At 69.0% G+C, this 18682-nt stretch carries 20 protein-coding genes; 12 read left to right on the top strand and 8 right to left on the bottom strand.

Annotated elements, in window-relative coordinates:
- Nucleotides 1-6: 6 nt before the first annotated feature.
- The 8 genes from ssuC to QE399_RS14905 form a co-directional block, all read right to left on the bottom strand.
- Nucleotides 7-879 (bottom strand): aliphatic sulfonate ABC transporter permease SsuC, encoded by an 873-nt coding sequence (ssuC, locus tag QE399_RS14940; RefSeq protein WP_309829787.1) that lies wholly within the window; start codon nt 877-879, stop codon nt 7-9.
- Complete coding sequence (locus QE399_RS14935) at nt 876-1253, bottom strand: VOC family protein (protein WP_309829785.1); 378 nt, start codon at nt 1251-1253, stop codon at nt 876-878. Before QE399_RS14935 ends, ssuC begins: the two co-directional genes overlap by 4 nt.
- Nucleotides 1254-1293: 40 nt before the next feature.
- Nucleotides 1294-2541, bottom strand: coding sequence for an FMNH2-dependent alkanesulfonate monooxygenase (locus QE399_RS14930; RefSeq protein ID WP_309829783.1), 1248 nt, complete (start codon nt 2539-2541; stop codon nt 1294-1296).
- A 28-nt stretch (nt 2542-2569) separates the two neighbouring features.
- On the bottom strand, nt 2570-2767 hold the full coding sequence (locus QE399_RS14925; protein ID WP_309829782.1) for a hypothetical protein: 198 nt from the start codon (nt 2765-2767) through the stop codon (nt 2570-2572).
- 11 nt (nt 2768-2778) lie between these two features.
- Entirely contained in the window at nt 2779-3786 is a 1008-nt protein-coding gene (locus QE399_RS14920) for a sulfonate ABC transporter substrate-binding protein (protein WP_309829778.1), read from the bottom strand.
- Between the two features lie 62 nt (nt 3787-3848).
- On the bottom strand, nt 3849-4031 hold the full coding sequence (locus tag QE399_RS14915; RefSeq protein WP_309829777.1) for a hypothetical protein: 183 nt from the start codon (nt 4029-4031) through the stop codon (nt 3849-3851).
- A 123-nt stretch (nt 4032-4154) separates the two neighbouring features.
- Entirely contained in the window at nt 4155-4754 is a 600-nt protein-coding gene (gene ssuE, locus QE399_RS14910) for an NADPH-dependent FMN reductase (RefSeq protein WP_309829771.1), read from the bottom strand.
- Nucleotides 4755-4826: 72 nt separating this feature from the next.
- Nucleotides 4827-5846 (bottom strand): sulfate ABC transporter substrate-binding protein, encoded by a 1020-nt coding sequence (locus QE399_RS14905; RefSeq protein WP_309829769.1) that lies wholly within the window; start codon nt 5844-5846, stop codon nt 4827-4829.
- Nucleotides 5847-5989: 143 nt separating this feature from the next.
- On the opposite strand from QE399_RS14905, the gene QE399_RS14900 reads away from it, so the two are divergent.
- The 12 genes from QE399_RS14900 to QE399_RS14845 all read left to right on the top strand — a co-directional run bounded on the left by QE399_RS14900 (nt 5990) and on the right by QE399_RS14845 (nt 18660).
- Entirely contained in the window at nt 5990-6262 is a 273-nt protein-coding gene (locus QE399_RS14900) for an oxidative damage protection protein (protein ID WP_309829768.1), read from the top strand.
- Between the two features lie 234 nt (nt 6263-6496).
- Nucleotides 6497-8416 (top strand): bifunctional tRNA (5-methylaminomethyl-2-thiouridine)(34)-methyltransferase MnmC2/FAD-dependent 5-carboxymethylaminomethyl-2-thiouridine(34) oxidoreductase MnmC1, encoded by a 1920-nt coding sequence (gene mnmC, locus QE399_RS14895; RefSeq protein WP_309829766.1) that lies wholly within the window; start codon nt 6497-6499, stop codon nt 8414-8416.
- 184 nt (nt 8417-8600) lie between these two features.
- Nucleotides 8601-8783, top strand: a complete 183-nt coding sequence (locus tag QE399_RS14890; RefSeq protein ID WP_309829764.1) for a hypothetical protein — start codon at nt 8601-8603, stop codon at nt 8781-8783.
- A 37-nt stretch (nt 8784-8820) separates the two neighbouring features.
- Nucleotides 8821-10671 (top strand): nitrite/sulfite reductase, encoded by a 1851-nt coding sequence (locus tag QE399_RS14885; protein WP_309829762.1) that lies wholly within the window; start codon nt 8821-8823, stop codon nt 10669-10671.
- 20 nt (nt 10672-10691) lie between these two features.
- Nucleotides 10692-11072: a DUF934 domain-containing protein gene (locus QE399_RS14880; protein WP_309829760.1), complete on the top strand. Its 381-nt coding sequence runs from the start codon at nt 10692-10694 to the stop codon at nt 11070-11072.
- Nucleotides 11073-11107: 35 nt separating this feature from the next.
- The gene (cysD, locus tag QE399_RS14875; protein ID WP_309829758.1) at nt 11108-12040 is read left to right on the top strand and encodes a sulfate adenylyltransferase subunit CysD; all 933 of its coding nucleotides are present in this window, start codon (nt 11108-11110) and stop codon (nt 12038-12040) included.
- 161 nt (nt 12041-12201) lie between these two features.
- A complete protein-coding gene (locus tag QE399_RS14870; protein ID WP_309829756.1) occupies nt 12202-13572 on the top strand; it encodes a sulfate adenylyltransferase subunit 1 in 1371 nt (456 codons plus the stop codon).
- A 105-nt stretch (nt 13573-13677) separates the two neighbouring features.
- The gene (fdxA, locus tag QE399_RS14865; protein ID WP_309829754.1) at nt 13678-14004 is read left to right on the top strand and encodes a ferredoxin FdxA; all 327 of its coding nucleotides are present in this window, start codon (nt 13678-13680) and stop codon (nt 14002-14004) included.
- Nucleotides 14005-14167: 163 nt separating this feature from the next.
- Nucleotides 14168-15283, top strand: a complete 1116-nt coding sequence (locus QE399_RS14860) for an NAD(P)/FAD-dependent oxidoreductase (RefSeq protein WP_309829752.1) — start codon at nt 14168-14170, stop codon at nt 15281-15283.
- Nucleotides 15284-16251: 968 nt separating this feature from the next.
- Entirely contained in the window at nt 16252-16377 is a 126-nt protein-coding gene (locus QE399_RS14855) for a hypothetical protein (RefSeq protein WP_309829750.1), read from the top strand.
- Between the two features lie 249 nt (nt 16378-16626).
- The gene (locus tag QE399_RS14850) at nt 16627-17901 is read left to right on the top strand and encodes a purine-cytosine permease family protein (protein WP_309829747.1); all 1275 of its coding nucleotides are present in this window, start codon (nt 16627-16629) and stop codon (nt 17899-17901) included.
- A gap of 282 nt (nt 17902-18183) precedes the next feature.
- Nucleotides 18184-18660 carry an SH3 domain-containing protein gene (locus QE399_RS14845; RefSeq protein WP_405044126.1) on the top strand — a complete coding sequence of 159 codons (477 nt, stop codon included), beginning with the start codon at nt 18184-18186 and terminating at the stop codon, nt 18658-18660.
- Nucleotides 18661-18682 lie beyond the last annotated feature (22 nt).

Here is an 18682-nt window from a genome sequence, read left to right as displayed (position 1 = left end):
GGTAGCTCACTGGTATCCGGGATGCCACCGCAGCCACCAGTGTTCGAGCGCCCGGGCGAACACGTCGGCCAGCTTGCCCAGCAGCGCATACAGCAGGATCCCGACGAGCACGATGTCGGTCTGCAAAAATTCCCGCGCGTTCATGGTCAGGTAGCCGATGCCCGATTGCGCCGAAATGGTCTCGGCCACGATCAGGATCACCCACATCAGGCCCAGCGAGAAACGCAGCCCCACCAGAATGGACGACAGCGCGCCGGGCAGGATGATGTCCCGGTACAGCTGCCAGCGGCCCAGACCATAGGTGCGCCCCATCTCGATCAGCTGCGGGTCGACGTTGCGGATGCCGTGGAAGGTGTTCAGGTAGATGGGAAAGAACACCGACACGCTGATGAGGAACAGCTTGGCCGACTCGTCGATGCCGAACCACAGGATGACCAGCGGAATCAGCGCCAGCGCCGGGATGTTGCGCACCATCTGGATGGTGGAGTCGAGCAGCGTCTCGGCGATGCGCAGCGATCCGGTCAGCAGCCCCAGCACCAGGCCCAGCCCGCCCCCGATGGCCAGCCCCGCCAGCGCGCGGCCGGCGCTCACCTTCACATGGGTCCACAGCTCGCCGGATTCCGTCAGCGTCCAGGCGGCCTTCACCACGTCCAGCGGCGCGGGCAGCACGCGCGTGGACAGCCAGCCCAGCGACGAAGCCACCTGCCACAGGGCGATCAGCGCCACCGGCACCAGCCAGGGCAGCAGGCGACGCCCCACGGCGGCCAGCCCCTGCCACGCGGCAACGCCGAGCGCGCCGCTGGCAGGGCCGTCCGGCGACTCGGGCACGGGGGAAACCTGCAACTCGCGCACGGTCCCCGCGGAAGTGCTGGCGGTCATACGGGCAGCTCCTGCTCGGTATCGGCCTCGAGGAACTCCAGCTGGTTGCCCGCCGGATCCTTGACGTAGAAGCGCAGGTAGCCGGGCAGCGCGCGGTTTTCCACCAGCGGCAGTTCGGCCTGCAACAGGCGGCCGCGCAGCTCGGGCAGGTTGTCCACCTCGAAAGCCAGGTGCGAGGCCGCGGGCGCGGGCGCCCAGCGCTCCGTGGGCACCAGTTCGATGCGCTGCGGGCCGGCCGCGAAGTGCAGCGCCGGTCCCGTCGCCGCATGGCGCAGTTCGGTCAGGCCCAGCAGCTGGGCGTAGAAGGTGCGGATCTGCCCTTCCGCGCCGGCCGGGAAAGCCAGTTGCACATGGTTGATGGAGTGGATGGCCATGGGTGCGTTCTTTCCTTGTTCGTTGAGGCGTTGCCGCCGTTCAGCTCTGGGCCGCGCGCGGCACGTACTGGTTGCCCACGGTCTCGCCGAAGGGCCCGAGGGCGTGGCCGCCGGTGAGCCGTTCCTGCACGCGCAGCGGCAGCAGGGGGAACACCAGCTCGGCGAAGCGGTACGCCTCTTCCAGGTGCGGGTAACCCGAAAGCACGAAGGTGTCGATGCCCAGGGCCGCGTACTCCTCGATGCGTGCCGCCACCGTCTGCGGATCGCCCACCAGGGCCGTGCCCGCGCCGCCGCGCACCAGGCCCACGCCGGCCCACAGGTTGGGGCTGATTTCCAGATCGGCGCGGGAGCGTCCAATCGCCGACGGGCCGCCCCTAGGCGATTGAGCCCCCTCGGGGGGCAGCGAAGACGCGCCAGCGTCGAGCGTGGGAGCCTTGTTTCTCGCCCTTGCGTGCAGCGCGGCCATGCGGCGCTGGCCTTCGGAGTCCATGCGTGCGAAGACGGCCTGCGCCTGCACGACCGTCTCGTCCTTCACGCGGCTGATCAAGTCTTCGGCGGCGGCCCAGGCTGCCGCATCGGTCTCGCGCACGATGACATGCAGGCGGATGCCGAACTTCACCGTGCGGCCATGGCGGGCCGCCTTCTCGCGCACGTCGGCGACTTTCTTGGCCACTTCGGCGGGGGGCTCGCCCCAGGTCAGATAGGCATCGACCTGCTCGGCCGCCAGATCGTGCGCGGCGGCCGACGAGCCACCGAAGTACACAGGGGGATAGGGCTTCTGCAGCGGCGGAAACAGCTGCTTGGCGCCCTTCACGCTGAGATGCTTGCCTTCGTAATCGAAGGTGCCGCCGTCATGGCTGCGCGCCAGGATCTCGCGCCATATGCGGATGAACTCGGCCGATTGCTCGTAGCGCGCGGCGTGGTCCAGGAACACCCCGTCGCCTTCCAGCTCGGTCTGGTCGCCGCCGGTCACCAGGTTGATGAGCAGGCGCCCGCCGCTGAGGCGGTCGAAGCTGGCCGCCATGCGCGCGGCCAGGCTGGGCTGGTGCAGCCCCGGGCGCACGGCCACCAGGAACTTCAGGCGCTTGGTTTCGCCGATGAGGCTGGAGGCGATCACCCACGGGTCCTCGCAGGAGCGGCCCGTGGGAATGAGCACGCCCTCGTAGCCCAGGCTGTCGGCCGCCACGGCGACCTGCTTGACATAGTCGTGCGACAGTGCCCGGCCACCTTCGGCGGTGCCCAGGTAGCGGCTATCGCCGTGGGTAGGAATGAACCAGAACACTTGCATAGACGGTCTCCTGACGCTGTGCGTCGGGTCAGTAGGAAATGGCGAAGCCGCTGAAGGGGGCGGCAGCGGTGGTGCGCACGCGGGCCACGGGAGGACGCGCCCCCAGCGCACGCGCAACGCGGTGCGCCGGCAGCGGCGAGGGCAACGAAAGGCCCCAGGCGGCCGCGGTCACGGCCAGCACGCGATCGAAGCGTGGGTGCAGAGAGCCGGGAAGGAGCGCGGTCATGGCGTGCGTTCTCACAGCAGGTCGACCGGGGCCGCATGCAGCAGGTTGAGCTGCTTCGGAATGAGCTTGAGCGCGAAGAAGGTGTCGGCGATCGCCTGCTGCTCGGCCAGGATCTCGCGCGTGACCACCGACGTGCCATAGCCTGCGCGGCCGACGAACAGCTCGGTGATGGACCGGTCCAGCCCCAGCACGGCAGACAGCTCGGCCGCGGCCTCCCCCTTGTTCTTCGACACCCACTGGTCCACCGCATCGATCTCCTTGACGGCGATGCGCAGCACGTCGGGGTTCTTGGTGGCGAAGTCGCGCGAGCTGAAGTAGTACGCACGGTTGTTGACCACGCCCGTGGCGTCGGCCAGCAGGCGCGCCTCCAGCGTCTTCTGCGCGGCAGCGAGGAACGGGTCCCAGATCACCCAGGCGTCCACCGCACCGCGCTCGAAAGCCGCCCGGGCATCGGGCGGCGCCAGGAAGACGGACTGCACGTCCGCGTACTTGAGTCCGTGCTTCTCCAGCAGCTTGACCAGGAAGTACTGCACGTTGGAGCCCTTGTTGTAGGCCACGCGCTTGCCCTTCAGGTCGGCCACGCTGCGGATGGGCGAGCCCTTGGGCACGATCACCGCTTCCAGCTGCGGGCGCGGCACGGTGGCGCCCGCATAGACCAGGGGCGCACCCGCGGCCTGGGCAAAGATCGGCGGGGCCTCGCCCACGTCGCCGAAGTCGATGGAGCCGACGTTCAGTGCCTCCAGCTGCACCGGGCCGGCATTGAACTCCGTCCAGGTCACCTTCACGCCCAGCGGCGCCAGGCTCTTCTCCAGCGTGCCGCGTCCCTTGAGCAGCGACAGCCAGCCCTTCTGGTGGCCGACGCGCAGCACGCGCTCGCCCTTCGGCTGGGCCCAGGCGGCTCCGCCGGCGGCCAGCACCGCAGCGGCGCCGGCAGCGGAGGCCAGCACACGGCGGCGGGACACGGGGACGGCGTCGCCCCGCGGGGCGGAGGCCAGGGAGTGCAGGAAGGGCGAAGTCATGGTGTGGTGTCTTTCCGCAAAGGCAAGAAGAGCGAGGAAGGGCGGTGAACCGGCGTGTCCGCTCAGGCGGGAACGACCGGCAGCAGAAGGAAGGCCGCGATGACGAACAGCGCAGCGATCACCAGCGCCGCCACGCCCACGGCGCGCAGCGCACGCAGCCAGGGGCTGCCGGCCGGCGCGGGGGCGGCGGCCTCGCCGGAGCCAGAGTCGGGCAACTGCGCGAAGGTCGAGGGGCTGTGCGGCATCGGGAATCCTTCCGGTGGAGGGGGCCAGACAAAGCTGCGCCCTGCCCGTGCGAACACGGACGATCAAAAAATGAACGGAGACGTCAGGCGGAAAGCGCGCGCGCCGGTGGGCGCCGCGCGGCATCAGACGCTACATCGCACCTGCGAGAAGTGCACCGGCGAGAACCGCCCCGCCGCCGCAGGGGCCGGCTCCGGGGCGCGCAGGGTTTCGGTGGCCAAAAGATGTACGGCTTCGTCGATGCGCTGGGCCACCTCCGCCCCCACCTGGCTGGCGCCTTCCGGCGTCAGCACCACCTGGGCATCGGTGGCGTAGATGCCGGGCAGAATGTGCTTGGCGCCCAGCGACTGCAGCACGGGCCGCAGCGCATAGTCGAGCGCCAGCATGTGGTGCGGGCTGCCGCCGGTGGCCAGCGGCAGCACCGTCTTGCCCTTGAGGGCCGCCTGGGGCAGCAGGTCGAGAAACACCTTGAGCACCCCGCTGTAGGCCGCCTTGTAGACCGGCGTGGCGACCACCACCACGTCGGCGCTCGCCACCTGGTGCTGCGCGCGGGCCAGGTCCGGGTGGCTGGCATCGGCCCACAGCAAGGCCTGGGGCGGCAGGCTGCGCACGTCCAGCCGCTCGGTGCGCGCCCCGCGCAGCGCCAGCCGCCGGGCCACGGCGTCCAGCAGCGCGGCGGACCGGGAGCGCTCCGAGGGACTGCCAGCGATCAGGAGGACGGACATGCGGGGCCTTGCTTTTGCTACGTTAATGATAGCTGCATGCGCTTATCCAATAAGCGCTACAGCCTATTTTCATTACTTATTGGTGTAGATCTGGTCGAAGCTGCCACCATCGGCGAAATGGTCCTTGTCGGCCTTCGTCCAGCCGCCAAAGGCCTGGTCGATGGTCACCAGCGTGAGCTTGGGGAACTGCTTGTCGTACTTGGCCTTGGCCTTCTCACTGGTCGGGCGGTAGAAGTTCTTGCCGGCAATGTCCTGGCCTTCGTCCGAATACAGGTACTTCAGGTATTCCTCGGCCAGGGCGCGGGAGCCCTTCTTGTCCACCACCTTGTCCACCACCGCCACGCTGGGCTCGGCCAGGATGGACAGCGACGGCACGACGATCTCGAACTTCTCGGGGCCGAATTCCTTCAGCGCCAGGAAGGCTTCGTTTTCCCAGGCCAGCAGCACGTCGCCCACGCCGCGCTGCACGAAGGTGATCGTGGAGCCGCGCGCGCCCGTGTCCAGCACCGGCACGTTCTTGTACAGGTTGCCGACGAATTCCTTGGCCTTGGCGTCACCGCCGTACTTGCGCTTGGCGAATTCCCAGGCGGCCAGGTAGTTCCAGCGGGCGCCGCCCGAGGTTTTGGGGTTGGGGGTGATCACCTGCACGCCGGGCTTGATCAGGTCGTCCCAGTCCTTCAGGCCCTTGGGGTTGCCCTTCTTCACCAGGAAGACGATGGTCGAGCTGTAGGGCGCCGAGTTGTGCGGCAGGCGCTTTTGCCAGTCGGCTGCCAGCAGACCATGCTTGGCCAGCGCATCGATGTCGCCGCCCAGGGCCAGCGTGGCCACATCGGCGTCGATGCCGTCGATGATCGAGCGGGCCTGCTTGCCCGAGCCGCCGTGCGACTGCTTGAACTGCACGTCCTGCCCCGTCTTGGCCTTCCAGTGCTTGCCGAACGCCTGGTTGTATTCCACGTACAGCTCGCGCGTCGGGTCGTACGACACGTTCAGGAACTGCTTGGTCTGGCCGAACGACGGCAGTGCCGTCAGGGCCAAGGTGCTGATCAGGGCGGCAGCCAGGGGAAACTTGATAAAGTGACGGCGAACGTTCATGAGAGGCTTTCTGGTGTCGATGTGAACCGGTGCAATCCACCGATGCAACGCATTCTGAAAGTCGCTCTTCAAAACTGGAACTACTGAAATTTCAGTTCTTAATACCCAAAACATCTAACCCATCGATTCAGGAAGTTCTTTTCATGGCACGTACCGTTCAATGCATCAAGCTCGGCAAGGAAGCCGAAGGCCTGGACTTTCCCCCCTACCCCGGTGAACTGGGCAAGCGCATCTGGGAAAGCGTCAGCAAGGAAGCCTGGGCCGGCTGGCTCAAGCACCAGACGATGCTGGTGAACGAAAACCGCCTGAACCTGGCCGATGCCCGCGCCCGCCAGTACCTGGCACGCCAGATGGAACAGCACTTCTTCGGCGATGGGGCCGACGCCGCCCAGGGCTACGTGCCTCCGAGCGCTTGATCACGGCACCCCCCTGAGGCGCTGCGCGCCTTCCCCCTTCTCTGGCATCGCTGCGCGATGCGGAAGGGGGACGACGCCGTCGCGGCGGGGCGGCCCTTGCTTGGCGTCTGCTGGCCTGGGCCGCGCAGTTTTTCGCGCCGCGCTCAACGCGTAGCGCAGTCCCTCTGACATCGCGCAACCCTTCGTGTTCGGCTCGCCCGGTCACCTCCTGCGGGCGCGGACAATCGGCGCCTTATGTCCGAACCCATCGACTGGATGCCAGACGGCACGCCCTACAGCCCGCGCTTCCAAGACCGCTACCACAGCGAAAACGGCGGCCTGCAACAGGCGCAAGACACTTTTCTGCAAGGCTGCGGCCTGCCTGCGGCGTGGGCCGGGCAGTCGCAATGGCGCATTCTGGAGACCGGATTCGGCTTCGGGCTGAACTTCCTGGTGACCTGGGACGCCTGGCGGCACGACCCGCAGCGCCCGCTGATCCTGCATTTCATGTCCTGCGAAGCCTGGCCCGTGAGCCCGGCCGATCTGCTGCGTGCGGCGCACGCCCACCCGCATCTGCTGGCGCTGGCGCAGCAACTCCACGACCAGTTCTGGGGCCTGCTGCCGGGCGTGCACCGCCTGTCGTTCGAGGAGGGCCGCGTGCTGCTCACGCTGTATGTGGGCGATGCCCAGGCCATGCTGCGCCAGCAGACACCCACCGCGGACTCCATCTACCTGGACGGCTTCAGCCCGCAGCGCAATCCCGAGATCTGGGAGCCGCAGACGCTCAAGGCCGTCGCGCGCTGCTGCCGGCGCGGCACGCGCCTGGCCACCTGGACCATCGCCCGCGCCGTGCGGGACGCCCTCGCGCAGTGCGGCTTCGAGGTGCGCAAAGTGGCCGGGGTGCCCCCCAAGCGCGACAACCTGCAGGCCATCTTCGACCCGCGCTGGGAGCCCCGCACCGCACGCGACGCGGCCCCCACGGTCGCCGTTGCCGCGCCGGGGCAGGCCCTGGTGATCGGCGCCGGGCTGGCCGGGGCCGCCGCGGCCGCCAGCCTGGCACGCCGCGGCTGGCAGGTGCAGGTGCTGGACCAGGGCAATGCGCCCGCAGCCGGCGCCTCGGGCCTGCCGGCCGGGCTGTTCGCACCGCATGTCTCGCGCGACGACAGCGTGCTGTCCAGGCTGTCACGCAACGGTGTGCGCACCACCCTGCAGGCCCTGGCGGCGCTGCAGTCCGGGGAGGACTGGAGCCCCTGCGGCGTGCTGGAGCACCGCGTGGACGGCGACCCCGGCCTGCCGTCTGAATGGCGCAGCGGCCCCGGGAACGACTGGAGCCGCAGCGCAGATGCCGACACGCTGCAGTGCGCCGGCCTGCCGGCCGACACGGCGGCCTGCTGGCACGTGCGCGCTGGCTGGGTGCGCCCGGCACGGCTGGTGCAGTCGCTTTTGGCGCAGGCCCGCATCACTTGGCACCCAGGCGCCCGGGTGGCCACACTGCGTCGCACCACGGATGCCGCGGGCGCCCCCCTGTGGCAGGCGCTCGACGCCCAGGGCACCGTGCTGGCCACCGCCTCGCACGCCATCGTGGCCGCCGGCCCGGGCAGCATGCCTCTACTGGACGACCGCTGGACAGTGCGCCCTCTGCGCGGCCAGTTGTCCTGGGGACTGCAGCCGGCAGATAGCGCGGGCTGGCCGCCCTTCCCCGTCAATGGCAGCGGCAGCCTGGTGCCGCACATCCCTGTGCCGGGCGGCCACGCCTGGCACGCCGGCTCCACCTTCGAGCGAGGCCAGAGCCGGCTGCCGCTGCTGCCCGAAGAAGTCCGCGCCTCGCACGGGGACAACCTGGCCAAGCTGCACAAGCTGCTGCCCGCCATGGCCGAGCAACTGGCGCCCACTTTCCACCGGGCGATCGAGGGCATCGGCGGCGCCGACGAACCCGCTGTGCGCGACTGGGCCGCCGTGCGCTGCGCCTCCAGCGACCGGCTGCCGATCACCGGCCCGGTGGACGCCCTCGCCCTGCCCGGCCTGTGGGTCTCCACGGCCATGGGGGCGCGCGGGCTCACGCTGGCGCTGCTGTGCGGAGAGCTGCTGGCGGCCCGCCTGCACGACGAACCCCTGCCGCTGGACGCCCGGCTGGCGCGCGCCCTCGGCACCGAACGCTTCGCTGTACCGGCTTGAGAGCGGCTGGCCGCGCCCGGCCAGCCCGGTCGCACCCGGCGTATCTGCAACGCTGATACGCCGGGGCCGACATCCGCTCCCTTCTTCCCACACGGGCCAGGCGAATGCAAATAACTCAACTTGCATAAAGGAAGCACAAAACAATAGTTTGCTTCCATAAGGACGCCCTCTACAGTCGCACCCCATGCGATCCATTGCGTCCGACGCCGCTTCCGACCATTCCGGCACCCGCCTGCGGCAGGTGCTGCGCGCCGCCCGCGCCGTGCAGGGCCGCTCCGCGCACGAGCGCAGCCGTTCTGGTCCAATCCGCGCTGGCTTCTGCGCGCCCCGGCGCGCGGCCACCGGCCTGCTACCCCACGCTTTCTGAGACGACCGCGCGTCACCCGACAACGCCCCGCCCCACCATGTACCAATACACCGAGTTCGACAAACAGTTCATCCGCCTGCGGGCGGACCAGTACCGCGACCAGCTGGAACGCTACTACGCCGGCAAGATCTCCGGCGACGAGTTCAAGCCCCTGCGCCTGCAGAATGGCTGGTATGTGCAGCGCTACGCGCCCATGCTGCGCGTCGCCGTGCCCTACGGCGAGCTGTCGAGCACGCAGCTGCGCGTGCTGGCCAAGGTGGCCCGCGAATACGACCAGCCCGACGCGGCCCTGCTGGCCGAAGCGCAGGCCACGCAGGAGAAGCTGGGCGACATCCCGCTGGCCGACGGCCGCCGCATCAACACGCACCTGAAGTACGGCTACGGCCACTTCACCACGCGCACCAACGTGCAGTACAACTGGATCCCGCTCGACAAGAGCGCCGACGTGATGGACCTGCTGGCCAGCGTGCAGCTGCACGGCATCCAGACCAGCGGCAACTGCATCCGCAACATCACCAGCGATGCGCTGGCTGGCATCGCCGCCGACGAGATCGCCGACCCGCGCCCCTTCGCCGAGATCCTGCGCCAGTGGAGCACGCTGCACCCCGAGTTCGCCTTCCTGCCGCGCAAGTTCAAGGTGTCGCTCAACGGCGCCCGTGAAGACCGCGCCGCCCTCGGCTGGTACGACGTCGGCCTGCAGCTGGTGAAGAACGATGCGGGCGAACTGGGCTTTCAGGTGCGCGTGGGCGGCGGCATGGGCCGCACCCCGGTCATCAGCCCCGTGCTGCGCGAGTTCCTGCCGTGGAACCAGGTCATGAACTACCTGGAAGCCGTGATCCGCGTCTACAACCGCTACGGCCGCCGCGACAACCTGTGGAAGGCGCGCATCAAGATCCTCGTGAAGTCCGAAGGCCAGACCTACGTGGACCAGGTGAACGAGGAGTTCCGCCAGATCGTCGAGGTGGAAGGCGGCCCGCACACCATCACGCAGGCCGAATACGACCGCGTGGCGGCCAACTTCCAGGAGCCCGCGCTCGACCTGTCGCCGGCCGATGCCGAGGCCGAGACGCTCGCCCTGCTGCGCGCGGCCTCGGAGGAAGACCGGAATTTCGGCCGATGGCTGACCCGCAACGTGCTGCCGCACCGCCTGCCGCAACTGCGCGCCGTGGTGCTGTCGTTCAAGCGCCTGGGCTACGCGCCGGGCGACGCCACGGCCGAGCAGATGGAAGCCGCGGCCGACCTGGCCGACCGTTTCTCCGCCAGCGAGCTGCGCGTGACGCACGAGCAGAACCTGGTGCTGCCCTGGGTGCGCCGCGACCAGCTGCCCGCCCTGTACAAGGCCGCCAAGGCGCTGGGCCTGGCCCAGCCCAACATCGGCCTGCTGACCGACATGATCGCCTGCCCCGGCGGCGACTTCTGCTCGCTGGCCAACGCGCGGTCGCTGCCGATCGCCGAGGCCATCACCGAGCGCTACCAGGACCTGGACGAGCTGTGGGACCTGGGCGAGATCGACCTGCACATCAGCGGCTGCATCAACAGCTGCGGCCACCACCACAGCGGCCACATCGGCATCCTCGGCGTCGACAAGGACGGCAAGGAGTGGTACCAGATCACGCTGGGCGGCGCCGACGGCACCGACCTGTCGGGCCCCGCCCAGCCGGGCAAGATCATCGGCCCGTCGTTCAGCGCGGCCGAGGTGCCCGGCGTCATCGAGGCGCTGCTCGCCACCTACCGCGACCAGCGCCAGCTGCTGCCCGCCGACGCGGCACGCGCCGCGCAGGGCCAGAAATACGAGCACTTCATCGACACCGTGCGCCGCGTGGGCATCGAGCCCTTCAAGGCCGCCGGCAACGCCGCGCGCCACCCTGCCGCCGAAGCCACCGCCTGAACCCACGCCACCGAAATAATATGAAAATAATAGCTGCCAGCGCCCATTCGACGGGCGCAGAGGGCCAAAACGTTCTGGAACTGGCCAACGATGCCGATCCGCTGGTGCAAGACCTCACCGGCGTCACGCGCATCGACCTGCACTTTCCCAAGTTCACCGATGGCCGTGCCTACAGCCAGGCGCGCCTGCTGCGCCAGCGCCTGAAGTTCACCGGCGAGATCCGCGCCACGGGCGACGTGCTCATCGACCAGCTGGTGCAGATGGCCCGCTGCGGCTTCGACGTGGCCGTGCTGCGCGAAGGCGTGGACGCAGCTGACGCACAGCGCCAGTTCGATCGCTTCCACGCGTTCTACCAGGGCGACGTGGCGCACCCGCTGCCGCACTTCCGCGACGCTGCCTGACCGAGAACGCCCCCGAGATCACCACGAGACCGCGCATGAACGCCCGCACCGAACCCCATGTGCTGAGCCAGCTCAGCAACCGCCACCTGGACGCACTGGAAGAAGAAACCATCTTCATTCTGCGCGAGGTCGCCGCCGCCTTCGAGCGGCCCACCCTGCTGTTTTCCGGCGGCAAGGACTCACTGGTGATGCTCAAGTGCGCCGAGAAGGCGTTCGGCGTGGGCCGCATTCCCTACCCGCTGCTGATGATCGACACGGGCCACAACTTCCCCGAGGTGACGGACTTCCGTGACTTCCGCGCGAAGGAGCTGGGCGCCGATCTCATCGTACGCAATGTCGAGGATTCGATGGCCCGCGGCACCGTGCGCCTGGCGCACCCCGGCGAATCGCGCAACGTGCACCAGTCGGTCACGCTGCTGGAAGCCATCGAGGAGTTCCGCTTCGACGCCCTCATCGGCGGCGCCCGCCGCGACGAGGAAAAGGCCCGCGCCAAGGAGCGCATCTTTTCGCACCGCGACAGCTTCGGCCAATGGCAGCCCAAGGCCCAGCGGCCCGAGCTGTGGACGCTGTTCAACACGCGCCTGGCGCCCGGCGAGCACTTCCGCGTGTTCCCCATCAGCAACTGGACCGAGTTGGACGTGTGGCAGTACATCGAGCGCGAGCAAATCGGCCTGCCCTCGCTGTACTACACGCACAAGCGCCAGGTGGTCGAACGCAAGGGCCTGCTGATGCCGGTGACCGAGCTCACCCCGCCGCGCGATGGCGAGCAGGTAGAAACGCGCGACGTGCGCTTTCGCACCGTGGGCGACATCACCTGTACGGCCCCCGTGGAGAGCACGGCGGCCACGGCGGCCGACATCGTCATCGAGACCCTGGCTGCCGACGTGAGCGAACGCGGCGCCACGCGCATGGACGACAAGACATCGGATGCTTCCATGGAGAAGCGCAAGAAAGACGGGTACTTTTGATGTGCATCCCCCTGTGGCGCTGCGCGCCTTCCCCCTTCTCTCGCGCTGCTGCGCAGCGCGGGAAGGGGGACACCGCCAGTGCGGCGGGGCGGCCCTTGCACGGCGGTCCTCGCCTGGACCGCGCCGGTTTCAACGCACCTTCGGGTGACTGAGAGAGTTCCATGACAACCACTACCAATTCAATAGCTACCAGCGCAAGCACCACGAGCGCTGCAGGCCAAAACGACCACCAATCGGCTCTGAAGTTCATCACCTGCGGTTCGGTGGATGACGGCAAGAGCACGCTGATCGGCCGCCTGCTGGTGGACAGCCGTGCGGTGCTGCAGGACCACCTGGCCGGCGTGCAGCGCGGTGGCGAGACCGACCTGGCCCTGCTGACCGACGGCCTCAGCGCCGAGCGCGAGCAAGGCATCACCATCGACGTGGCCTATCGCTATTTCGCTACCGAAACGCGCAAGTTCATCATCGGCGACGCGCCGGGCCATGAGCAGTACACGCGCAACATGGTCACCGCCGCCAGCAGCGCCGACGCCGCCGTGGTGCTGGTCGACGCCACCAAGCTCGACTGGAAGAACCCGCAGCTCGCGCTGCTGCCGCAGACACGCCGCCACTCGTTGCTGGTCAACCTGCTGCGTGTGCCCTCGCTGGTGTTCGCCGTGAACAAGCTGGACGCGGTCGAAGACCCGGCCCTGGCCTTCGCGCACATCCGCGCGGCGCTGGAGAAGTTCGCCCACGCCGCCCGCATTGCCGTGCGCGCCACGGTGCCCGTGTCGGCCCTCAAGGGCTTCAACGTGGTGGACGCGGCGCCCGGCTGGTGCGGCTACGAAGGCCCCAGCCTCCTGCAGATCCTGGAGCTGCTGCCCAACACGCCCGCCGATGTGGCGCTGCCCGTGGCCTTCCCGGTGCAGTGGGTGGAGAAGTTCTCTTCGTCCGCCGACACCTCGCAAGGCCGCCGCGTGTTCTGGGGCCGTGTGGCCGCAGGCAAATTCGCGCCCGGCACGGCCGTGCAGGTCTTCCCGAGCGGCCAGCTGGCCACCGTGGCCCAGGTGCTGGACCACGCCCGCCGCCCGGGCGACGTGCCCGCCGGCACCAGCGCCGGCATCGTGCTGGACCGCGAGGTCGACGTATCGCGCGGCGACTGGATCCTGGCAGCACCGGGTGCCCCGTCGGCCACGGCCGAAGACGACTTCGATACGCCCGCGCCCGTCGCGCCCTGGCCCGGCCAGCGCGAACTGCGCACCACCGTGGCCTGGATGGACGACGAGGCGCTTGTGGCCGGCCGCGTGTACTGGGCGCTGCACGGCCACCGCTGGGTGAAGGCCAAGGTCAAGCGCATCGTGCACCGCCTCGATATCAACACCCTGGCCGAGGAAGACGCCACGCAGCTCGATCCCAATGCCATCGGCCATGTCGAACTGGTGCTGCAGGAAGCGCTGCCGGCGGCGCCTTTCACGCAGGCCCGCGTGCTGGGCTCGCTGATTCTGGTGGACACGGCCAGCCACAAGACGGCCGGTGCGGTGCTGGTGAATTGACGCGAATCACGATCCCACGCCACCGCAGGGGACGGGCCGGCGGCCCCCTCTGCGAAACGGCCTAAAATTGCAGGTTACCCCCGATTACAAAGACATCCTCATCTCATGACTCACGTCGTTTCAGAGAACTGCATCAAGTGCAAGTACACGGATTGCGTGGACGTGTGCCCCGTGGACTGCTTCCGCGAAGGCCCCAACTTCCTGGTCATCGACCCTGACGAGTGCATCGACTGCGCCGTGTGCATTCCCGAGTGCCCGGCCAATGCCATCTTCGCCGAGGAAGACCTGCCCGCAGACCAGGTGGCTTTCATCAAGATCAACGCCGAGCTGTCGCCGCAGTTCAAGAGCATCACCAAGCGCAAGGCCGCGCTGCCTGACGCCGACGAGTGGAACGGCAAGCCCGGCAAGGTGGCCGACCTGATCCGCTCGTGATGGAGAACAGCCCCCCGAGCGGCTTCGCCGCTCTCCCCTTCTCTGGCGGCGTTGCGCTGGCCGGAAGCGGGGCAACGCCAGCGCGGCGGGGCGGCCCTTGCGCGGCGTGTGCGGGGCTGGGCTGTGGTGATGGCATGCGCCGCCGCTGCCTGCATCGGGCCTGATGGCGCCATCAGCGTCCGTTGCCGTGACTCCCTCCACGCAGCATCATCCCATCGAGACGGACGCCGTCGTCATCGGCGCCGGGCCCGTAGGCCTGTGGCAGGTGTTCCAGCTGGGCCTGCAAGGCATGGCTGCGCACCTCATCGACGCCCTGCCCCACGTGGGCGGCCAGTGCGCCGAGCTGTACCCCGACAAGCCCATCTACGACATTCCCGGCGTGGACGTCTGCACCGGCCGCGAGCTGGTGCAGCGCCTGGAGCGCCAGATCCTTCCCTTCGCGCCGCAGCGCCACCTGGGCCAGCAGGTCAGCACCCTGGCCGTGCAGCCGGGTGATGGCCGCGTGCTGCTGAGCACCACCACCGGCACCACGCTGCTGGCGCGCAACGTCTTCATCGCCGCCGGCGTGGGCGCCTTCGTGCCGCGCACCGTCAAGGCGGAGGGCATCGAGGCCTTCGTGGGCACGCAGGTGCTCTACCACCCCGCCATCGATGACGCCGCCAGCGCCCCCGTGGTGGCAGGCCGGCACGTCGTCGTGCACGGCGGCGAAGAAGCCGCCGTGGCTGCCGCCATTGCCTGTGCCGAGCGCCAGGGTGACGGCGCCCCCGCCAGCGTGTCGCTGCTGCACCGCCGCGATGCCTTCCAGGCGGCACCCGAGGTGCTGGCACGCCTGCAGCCCCTGCGCGACGAAGGCCGCATCCGCGTGATTGCCGCGCAGATCACCGGGGTGGATGCGCCCGCAGGCGGGCCGCTGCAGGCACTGCACCTGACCGACACCGAAGGCGCTGCGCAGCGCCTTCCGCTCGACCGGCTCTTCGTCTATTTGGGCATCTCGCCGCGACTGGGGCCCGTGGCCGACTGGGGCCTGGACATCGAACGCAAGCAACTGGTGGTGGACACGGCCACCTTCGCCACCAGCGTGCCCGGCATCTATGCCGTGGGCGACATCAACACCTACCCGGGCAAGCGCAAGCTCATCCTGTGCGGCTTCCACGAGGCCACGCTGGCCGCCTTCGCCGCCGCCGAGCGCGTGGCGGAGGCGCCGGTCGCGCTGCAGTACACGACCACCAGCACGCGCCTGCACGAACGGCTGGGCGTGGCATCGCCCGCCACGCACTGACGACCTGGGGCGGAGGGGACGTCCCCCATGCCTCGCTGACCACCCCGTTCAAGCACGCTCCCATCGGCGCTGCAAATGCTTGCCGTCGCCCGGGCTTGCGCGAAAGACCGCCACCCCTTTGGCGCCCTCTTTTTTGTGCTTTTGAAAGATGCACCGTCTTTCTTTTCTTTTGAGCGGCTGCTGAGGCGCTGCTTCCCCGGGCCGGGTCTCGCCCCGGCGGGCGAGGTGCTTTTCTTTGCTTCGCCAAAGAAAAGTACCCAATAGAAAGGCGACCCTGCTGTCTGCGTCCCTCCGCTGCGCTGTGGGCAACCTGCGGTGCTCGGTCACGGGGCGGCGCCGTGGAACTCGCTGCGCGCTGGCGCGCTCCGCTCGGACAACCACGGCGAGTCAGATCACGAAGCGGGCGTGTCCTGCGGCACACCCGCCCGCCCCGCGCCCTGTGCTCCTCGGCGCATACAGAAGGGCGAGGGAACGACACGGGTCTTTGCTTCGCTTGACCCGGCCTTCGCGGCGCTGCGCGCCTGCGCAGTGCGCCCGCACTCCCCCATCCAGGGCCGAGCGCAGCGACGGCCCGAGTCGTCCCCTGCCCGTGTGGCCGTGCCGAGAAGCACAGCGCGGCGGGGGCGCCTGCGTGCCGCAGGACACGCAGGCTTCGTGCTCTGACTCGCCGTGGCTGTCTGAACGGAGCTGCAACGCAGCGCAGTGAGTTCCACGGCGGCCCCCGCCGCGCGAGCATCGCAGGTTGCCCCGGTCGCCAACGGCGATGGGGGTCACGGACTTCGGGTCGCCTTTTCTTTGCTTACTTTCTTTTGGCGAAGCAAAAGAAAGTGAGTGCGCCGCCGGGCGCACACCCCGGCCCCGGAAAGCAAAACCCCGGCAACATCAAAACAGCGAACCGCCCTCCACCCAACCCCAAAGCGCTACAGCCCTAAAAGACCAACATCTCCAGGCTCCCACGCGATCCCCGCGTGCTGGCCCCCGACATCGCTGCAAATGCTCGCCGCAGCGGCATCGACGAGACCTGGCTGTACGGCTTTAAGTTCAGGATCAGGATCAGGGTCGTCGCCAGGCTGCCTGAAACCGCAGCGGACTGATAGGCGCCAAGCTGCCGCAGGTGCATGGCACAATGCGCGCCGCTGCCGCAAGGCGGCACAAGCTAGGGGTGTCCTGCAAATGCAGGGCTGAGATCACACCCTTCGAACCTGTTCCCACGCTCCGATACGCGTGGGCCCGAGATCATCCTCGCGCAGGGAAGCTGTCCACCATGCCATGCCGCCGCCCACTCCCCTGGCGCTGCCTGGCGCGTGCGGCCCCTGCTCTGTCGTTTCTGCCACGGAGCCCGCATGTCCCCCTCCTCCCCCATCGCCAACGACGCGCTTGCACCGGTGCCCGCCGAGCGGCGCGTGTTCCAGTGGCACGACCATGCCTCGCTGTGGTTCAGCCTGGGCGTGGGCCTGCTGGTCATGCAGGTGGGGGCCTATCTCATGCCAGCGTTGGGCACGCAGGAGGCGCTCGCCGCCATCGTGTTCGGCTCGCTCGTCGGCGCCGGCCTGCTGGGCTGGGTGGCCAAGCTGGGCTGCGACAGCGGCCTGGCCAGCGCCGGGCTGATGCATGCGGTCTACGGACGCTCTTTCGCCAGTCTGCCCATCGTGCTCAACATCGTGCAGCTCATCGGCTGGGGCACGTTCGAGCTGGTGGTGATGCGCGACGCGACGGTGGCCATCGGCCGCCAGTCCGGCGCCATGGCCGCGGCCTGGTGGCCCGTGGCGGCCACGCTGCTGTGGGGCGCGGTGGTGATGGCGCTCATCAGCGGCTCGATGGTGCAGCTGGTGCGCCGGGTGATCGCGCGCGTGGCGCTGCCGCTCGTCGTGCTGTCGCTGCTGTGGCTGAGCTGGCAGTTCCTGTCGCTGGCGCATGCGCAGGGCTTTGCGCAGCTGTGGCAGCGCCAGGGCGCCGGCGGCATGGGCGTGATGCCCGCGCTGGATCTGGTGATCGCCATGCCCATCTCGTGGCTGCCGCTGGTGGCCGACTACGCGCGCCACGGCAGAAGCGGCGGCGCGGCCTTGCGCGGCACCTGGCTGGGCTATGCGCTGGCCAATATCTGGTGCTACACGCTGGGCGTGCTGGTGGCGCTGACGCTGCCCAGCCAGGATCTGGTGACCGCGCTGCTGCTGGCGCAGGGCGGGCTGATCGCGCTGTCGCTGATCCTCATCGACGAGGTGGACAACGCCTATGGCGACACCTATTCCGGCGCCGTGTCGGCCCACAGCCTGCTGCCGCGCTGGAGCATCCGCCAATGGGGCCTGGCCGTGGCGGCGGTGTGCACGGCGCTGGCGCTGGTGCTGCCCATGCACAGCCTGGAGCCGTTCCTGCTGCTGCTCAGTTCGGTGTTCGTGCCGCTGTTCGGCGTGATCCTGGGGCGGCTGGCGTTCGGCGTGTCGGCCCCCGCCCTGCTGCAGCGCGCATCGCGCGTGGAGTGGCTGCCGGTGGCGCTGTGGCTGTCGGGCATCGCGTTCTACCACCTGCTGCCGCGCGTGTGGGCCGGTGCCGGCTCGGCGCTGCCCACGCTGGCCCTCTGCTTTGCGCTGGCCTGGGCCACGCGTTCGCGGCGTGCCTGACGGTCGCCGGCTGCAATATTAAAAATAATAGCTGGAGGCGCTCGGCCACAATGGCTTCCAAGGTCATTTGTGCCCGAATCCCTTTGGCAGCCAGCGCAGGCAGCTCATATTTTTGATGCATTCCGGCGCGACCACCGGGTGGATCAGGGCAGGCCCCGGGTCATCCCCGACACATTGGCCGGAACTTCGCTCCCCCGCAGCCGTCCACCCCTCTCATTTTTTCCATCGACCGAGAGGAGTACCCGCAGCGTGTCAGCCACCCTTCCCCGCCCCCAGCCCTTGATCCCCCGCCTCCCACGCGCCGGCCGCGCGTTCACCACGGCCGCTGCAGGCATCGCGGCCAGCCTGTTGCTGCTGCTGACCGCCGGCGCCGCGCAGGCCCAGCAGTACGTGAGCATCAAGGGCTCGTCCGTCAACGTGCGCGAGACGCCTTCGACGCGCTCGGCCACGCTGTGGGAACTGAGCGACGGCTACCCGCTGCGCGTGACGCAGCGCAAGGGCAACTGGCTCAAGGTGCGCGATTATGAAGAGCCGCTCGGCTGGGTCTATGCGCCGCTCACCAGCAAGACCCCGCACATGGTGGTCACCGCCCGCACGGCCAATCTGCGGGCCGGCCCCGGCCCCAGCCACCGGGTGGTGGGCAAACTGCAGCAGCACGAAGTGGTGCGCACGCTGAAGAAGTCGGGCACCTGGGCCCACGTGCAGCGCGAGGGCGGCCAGAAGGGCTGGGTCGCCCGCAGCCTGGCCTGGGGTTGGTAGCACCTTCAGCCGCCCCGGCCGA

Origin of the sequence: Paracidovorax wautersii (genome assembly GCF_031453675.1) — a bacterium.
GTDB lineage: Bacteria > Pseudomonadota > Gammaproteobacteria > Burkholderiales > Burkholderiaceae_C > Paracidovorax.
The sequence above is the reverse complement of the archived record's forward strand: the minus strand, read 5'-3'. Positions and strand labels throughout refer to the sequence as shown.

What these genes read in the sequence shown, in the direction of transcription:
- QE399_RS14870 (WP_309829756.1), top strand. Translation starts at nt 12,202, where the DNA reads ATGACAACCACTACCAATTCAATAGCTACCAGCGCAAGCACCACGAGC.
- QE399_RS14920 (WP_309829778.1), bottom strand. Translation starts at nt 3,786, where the DNA reads ATGACTTCGCCCTTCCTGCACTCCCTGGCCTCCGCCCCGCGGGGCGAC.
- mnmC (WP_309829766.1), top strand. Translation starts at nt 6,497, where the DNA reads ATGTCCGAACCCATCGACTGGATGCCAGACGGCACGCCCTACAGCCCG.
- cysD (WP_309829758.1), top strand. Translation starts at nt 11,108, where the DNA reads ATGAACGCCCGCACCGAACCCCATGTGCTGAGCCAGCTCAGCAACCGC.
- fdxA (WP_309829754.1), top strand. Translation starts at nt 13,678, where the DNA reads ATGACTCACGTCGTTTCAGAGAACTGCATCAAGTGCAAGTACACGGAT.
- ssuC (WP_309829787.1), bottom strand. Translation starts at nt 879, where the DNA reads ATGACCGCCAGCACTTCCGCGGGGACCGTGCGCGAGTTGCAGGTTTCC.
- QE399_RS14890 (WP_309829764.1), top strand. Translation starts at nt 8,601, where the DNA reads ATGCGATCCATTGCGTCCGACGCCGCTTCCGACCATTCCGGCACCCGC.
- QE399_RS14850 (WP_309829747.1), top strand. Translation starts at nt 16,627, where the DNA reads ATGTCCCCCTCCTCCCCCATCGCCAACGACGCGCTTGCACCGGTGCCC.
- QE399_RS14860 (WP_309829752.1), top strand. Translation starts at nt 14,168, where the DNA reads ATGGCGCCATCAGCGTCCGTTGCCGTGACTCCCTCCACGCAGCATCAT.
- ssuE (WP_309829771.1), bottom strand. Translation starts at nt 4,754, where the DNA reads ATGTCCGTCCTCCTGATCGCTGGCAGTCCCTCGGAGCGCTCCCGGTCC.
- QE399_RS14935 (WP_309829785.1), bottom strand. Translation starts at nt 1,253, where the DNA reads ATGGCCATCCACTCCATCAACCATGTGCAACTGGCTTTCCCGGCCGGC.
- QE399_RS14900 (WP_309829768.1), top strand. Translation starts at nt 5,990, where the DNA reads ATGGCACGTACCGTTCAATGCATCAAGCTCGGCAAGGAAGCCGAAGGC.
- QE399_RS14905 (WP_309829769.1), bottom strand. Translation starts at nt 5,846, where the DNA reads ATGAACGTTCGCCGTCACTTTATCAAGTTTCCCCTGGCTGCCGCCCTG.
- QE399_RS14880 (WP_309829760.1), top strand. Translation starts at nt 10,692, where the DNA reads ATGAAAATAATAGCTGCCAGCGCCCATTCGACGGGCGCAGAGGGCCAA.
- QE399_RS14930 (WP_309829783.1), bottom strand. Translation starts at nt 2,541, where the DNA reads ATGCAAGTGTTCTGGTTCATTCCTACCCACGGCGATAGCCGCTACCTG.
- QE399_RS14885 (WP_309829762.1), top strand. Translation starts at nt 8,821, where the DNA reads ATGTACCAATACACCGAGTTCGACAAACAGTTCATCCGCCTGCGGGCG.
- QE399_RS14915 (WP_309829777.1), bottom strand. Translation starts at nt 4,031, where the DNA reads ATGCCGCACAGCCCCTCGACCTTCGCGCAGTTGCCCGACTCTGGCTCC.
- QE399_RS14925 (WP_309829782.1), bottom strand. Translation starts at nt 2,767, where the DNA reads ATGACCGCGCTCCTTCCCGGCTCTCTGCACCCACGCTTCGATCGCGTG.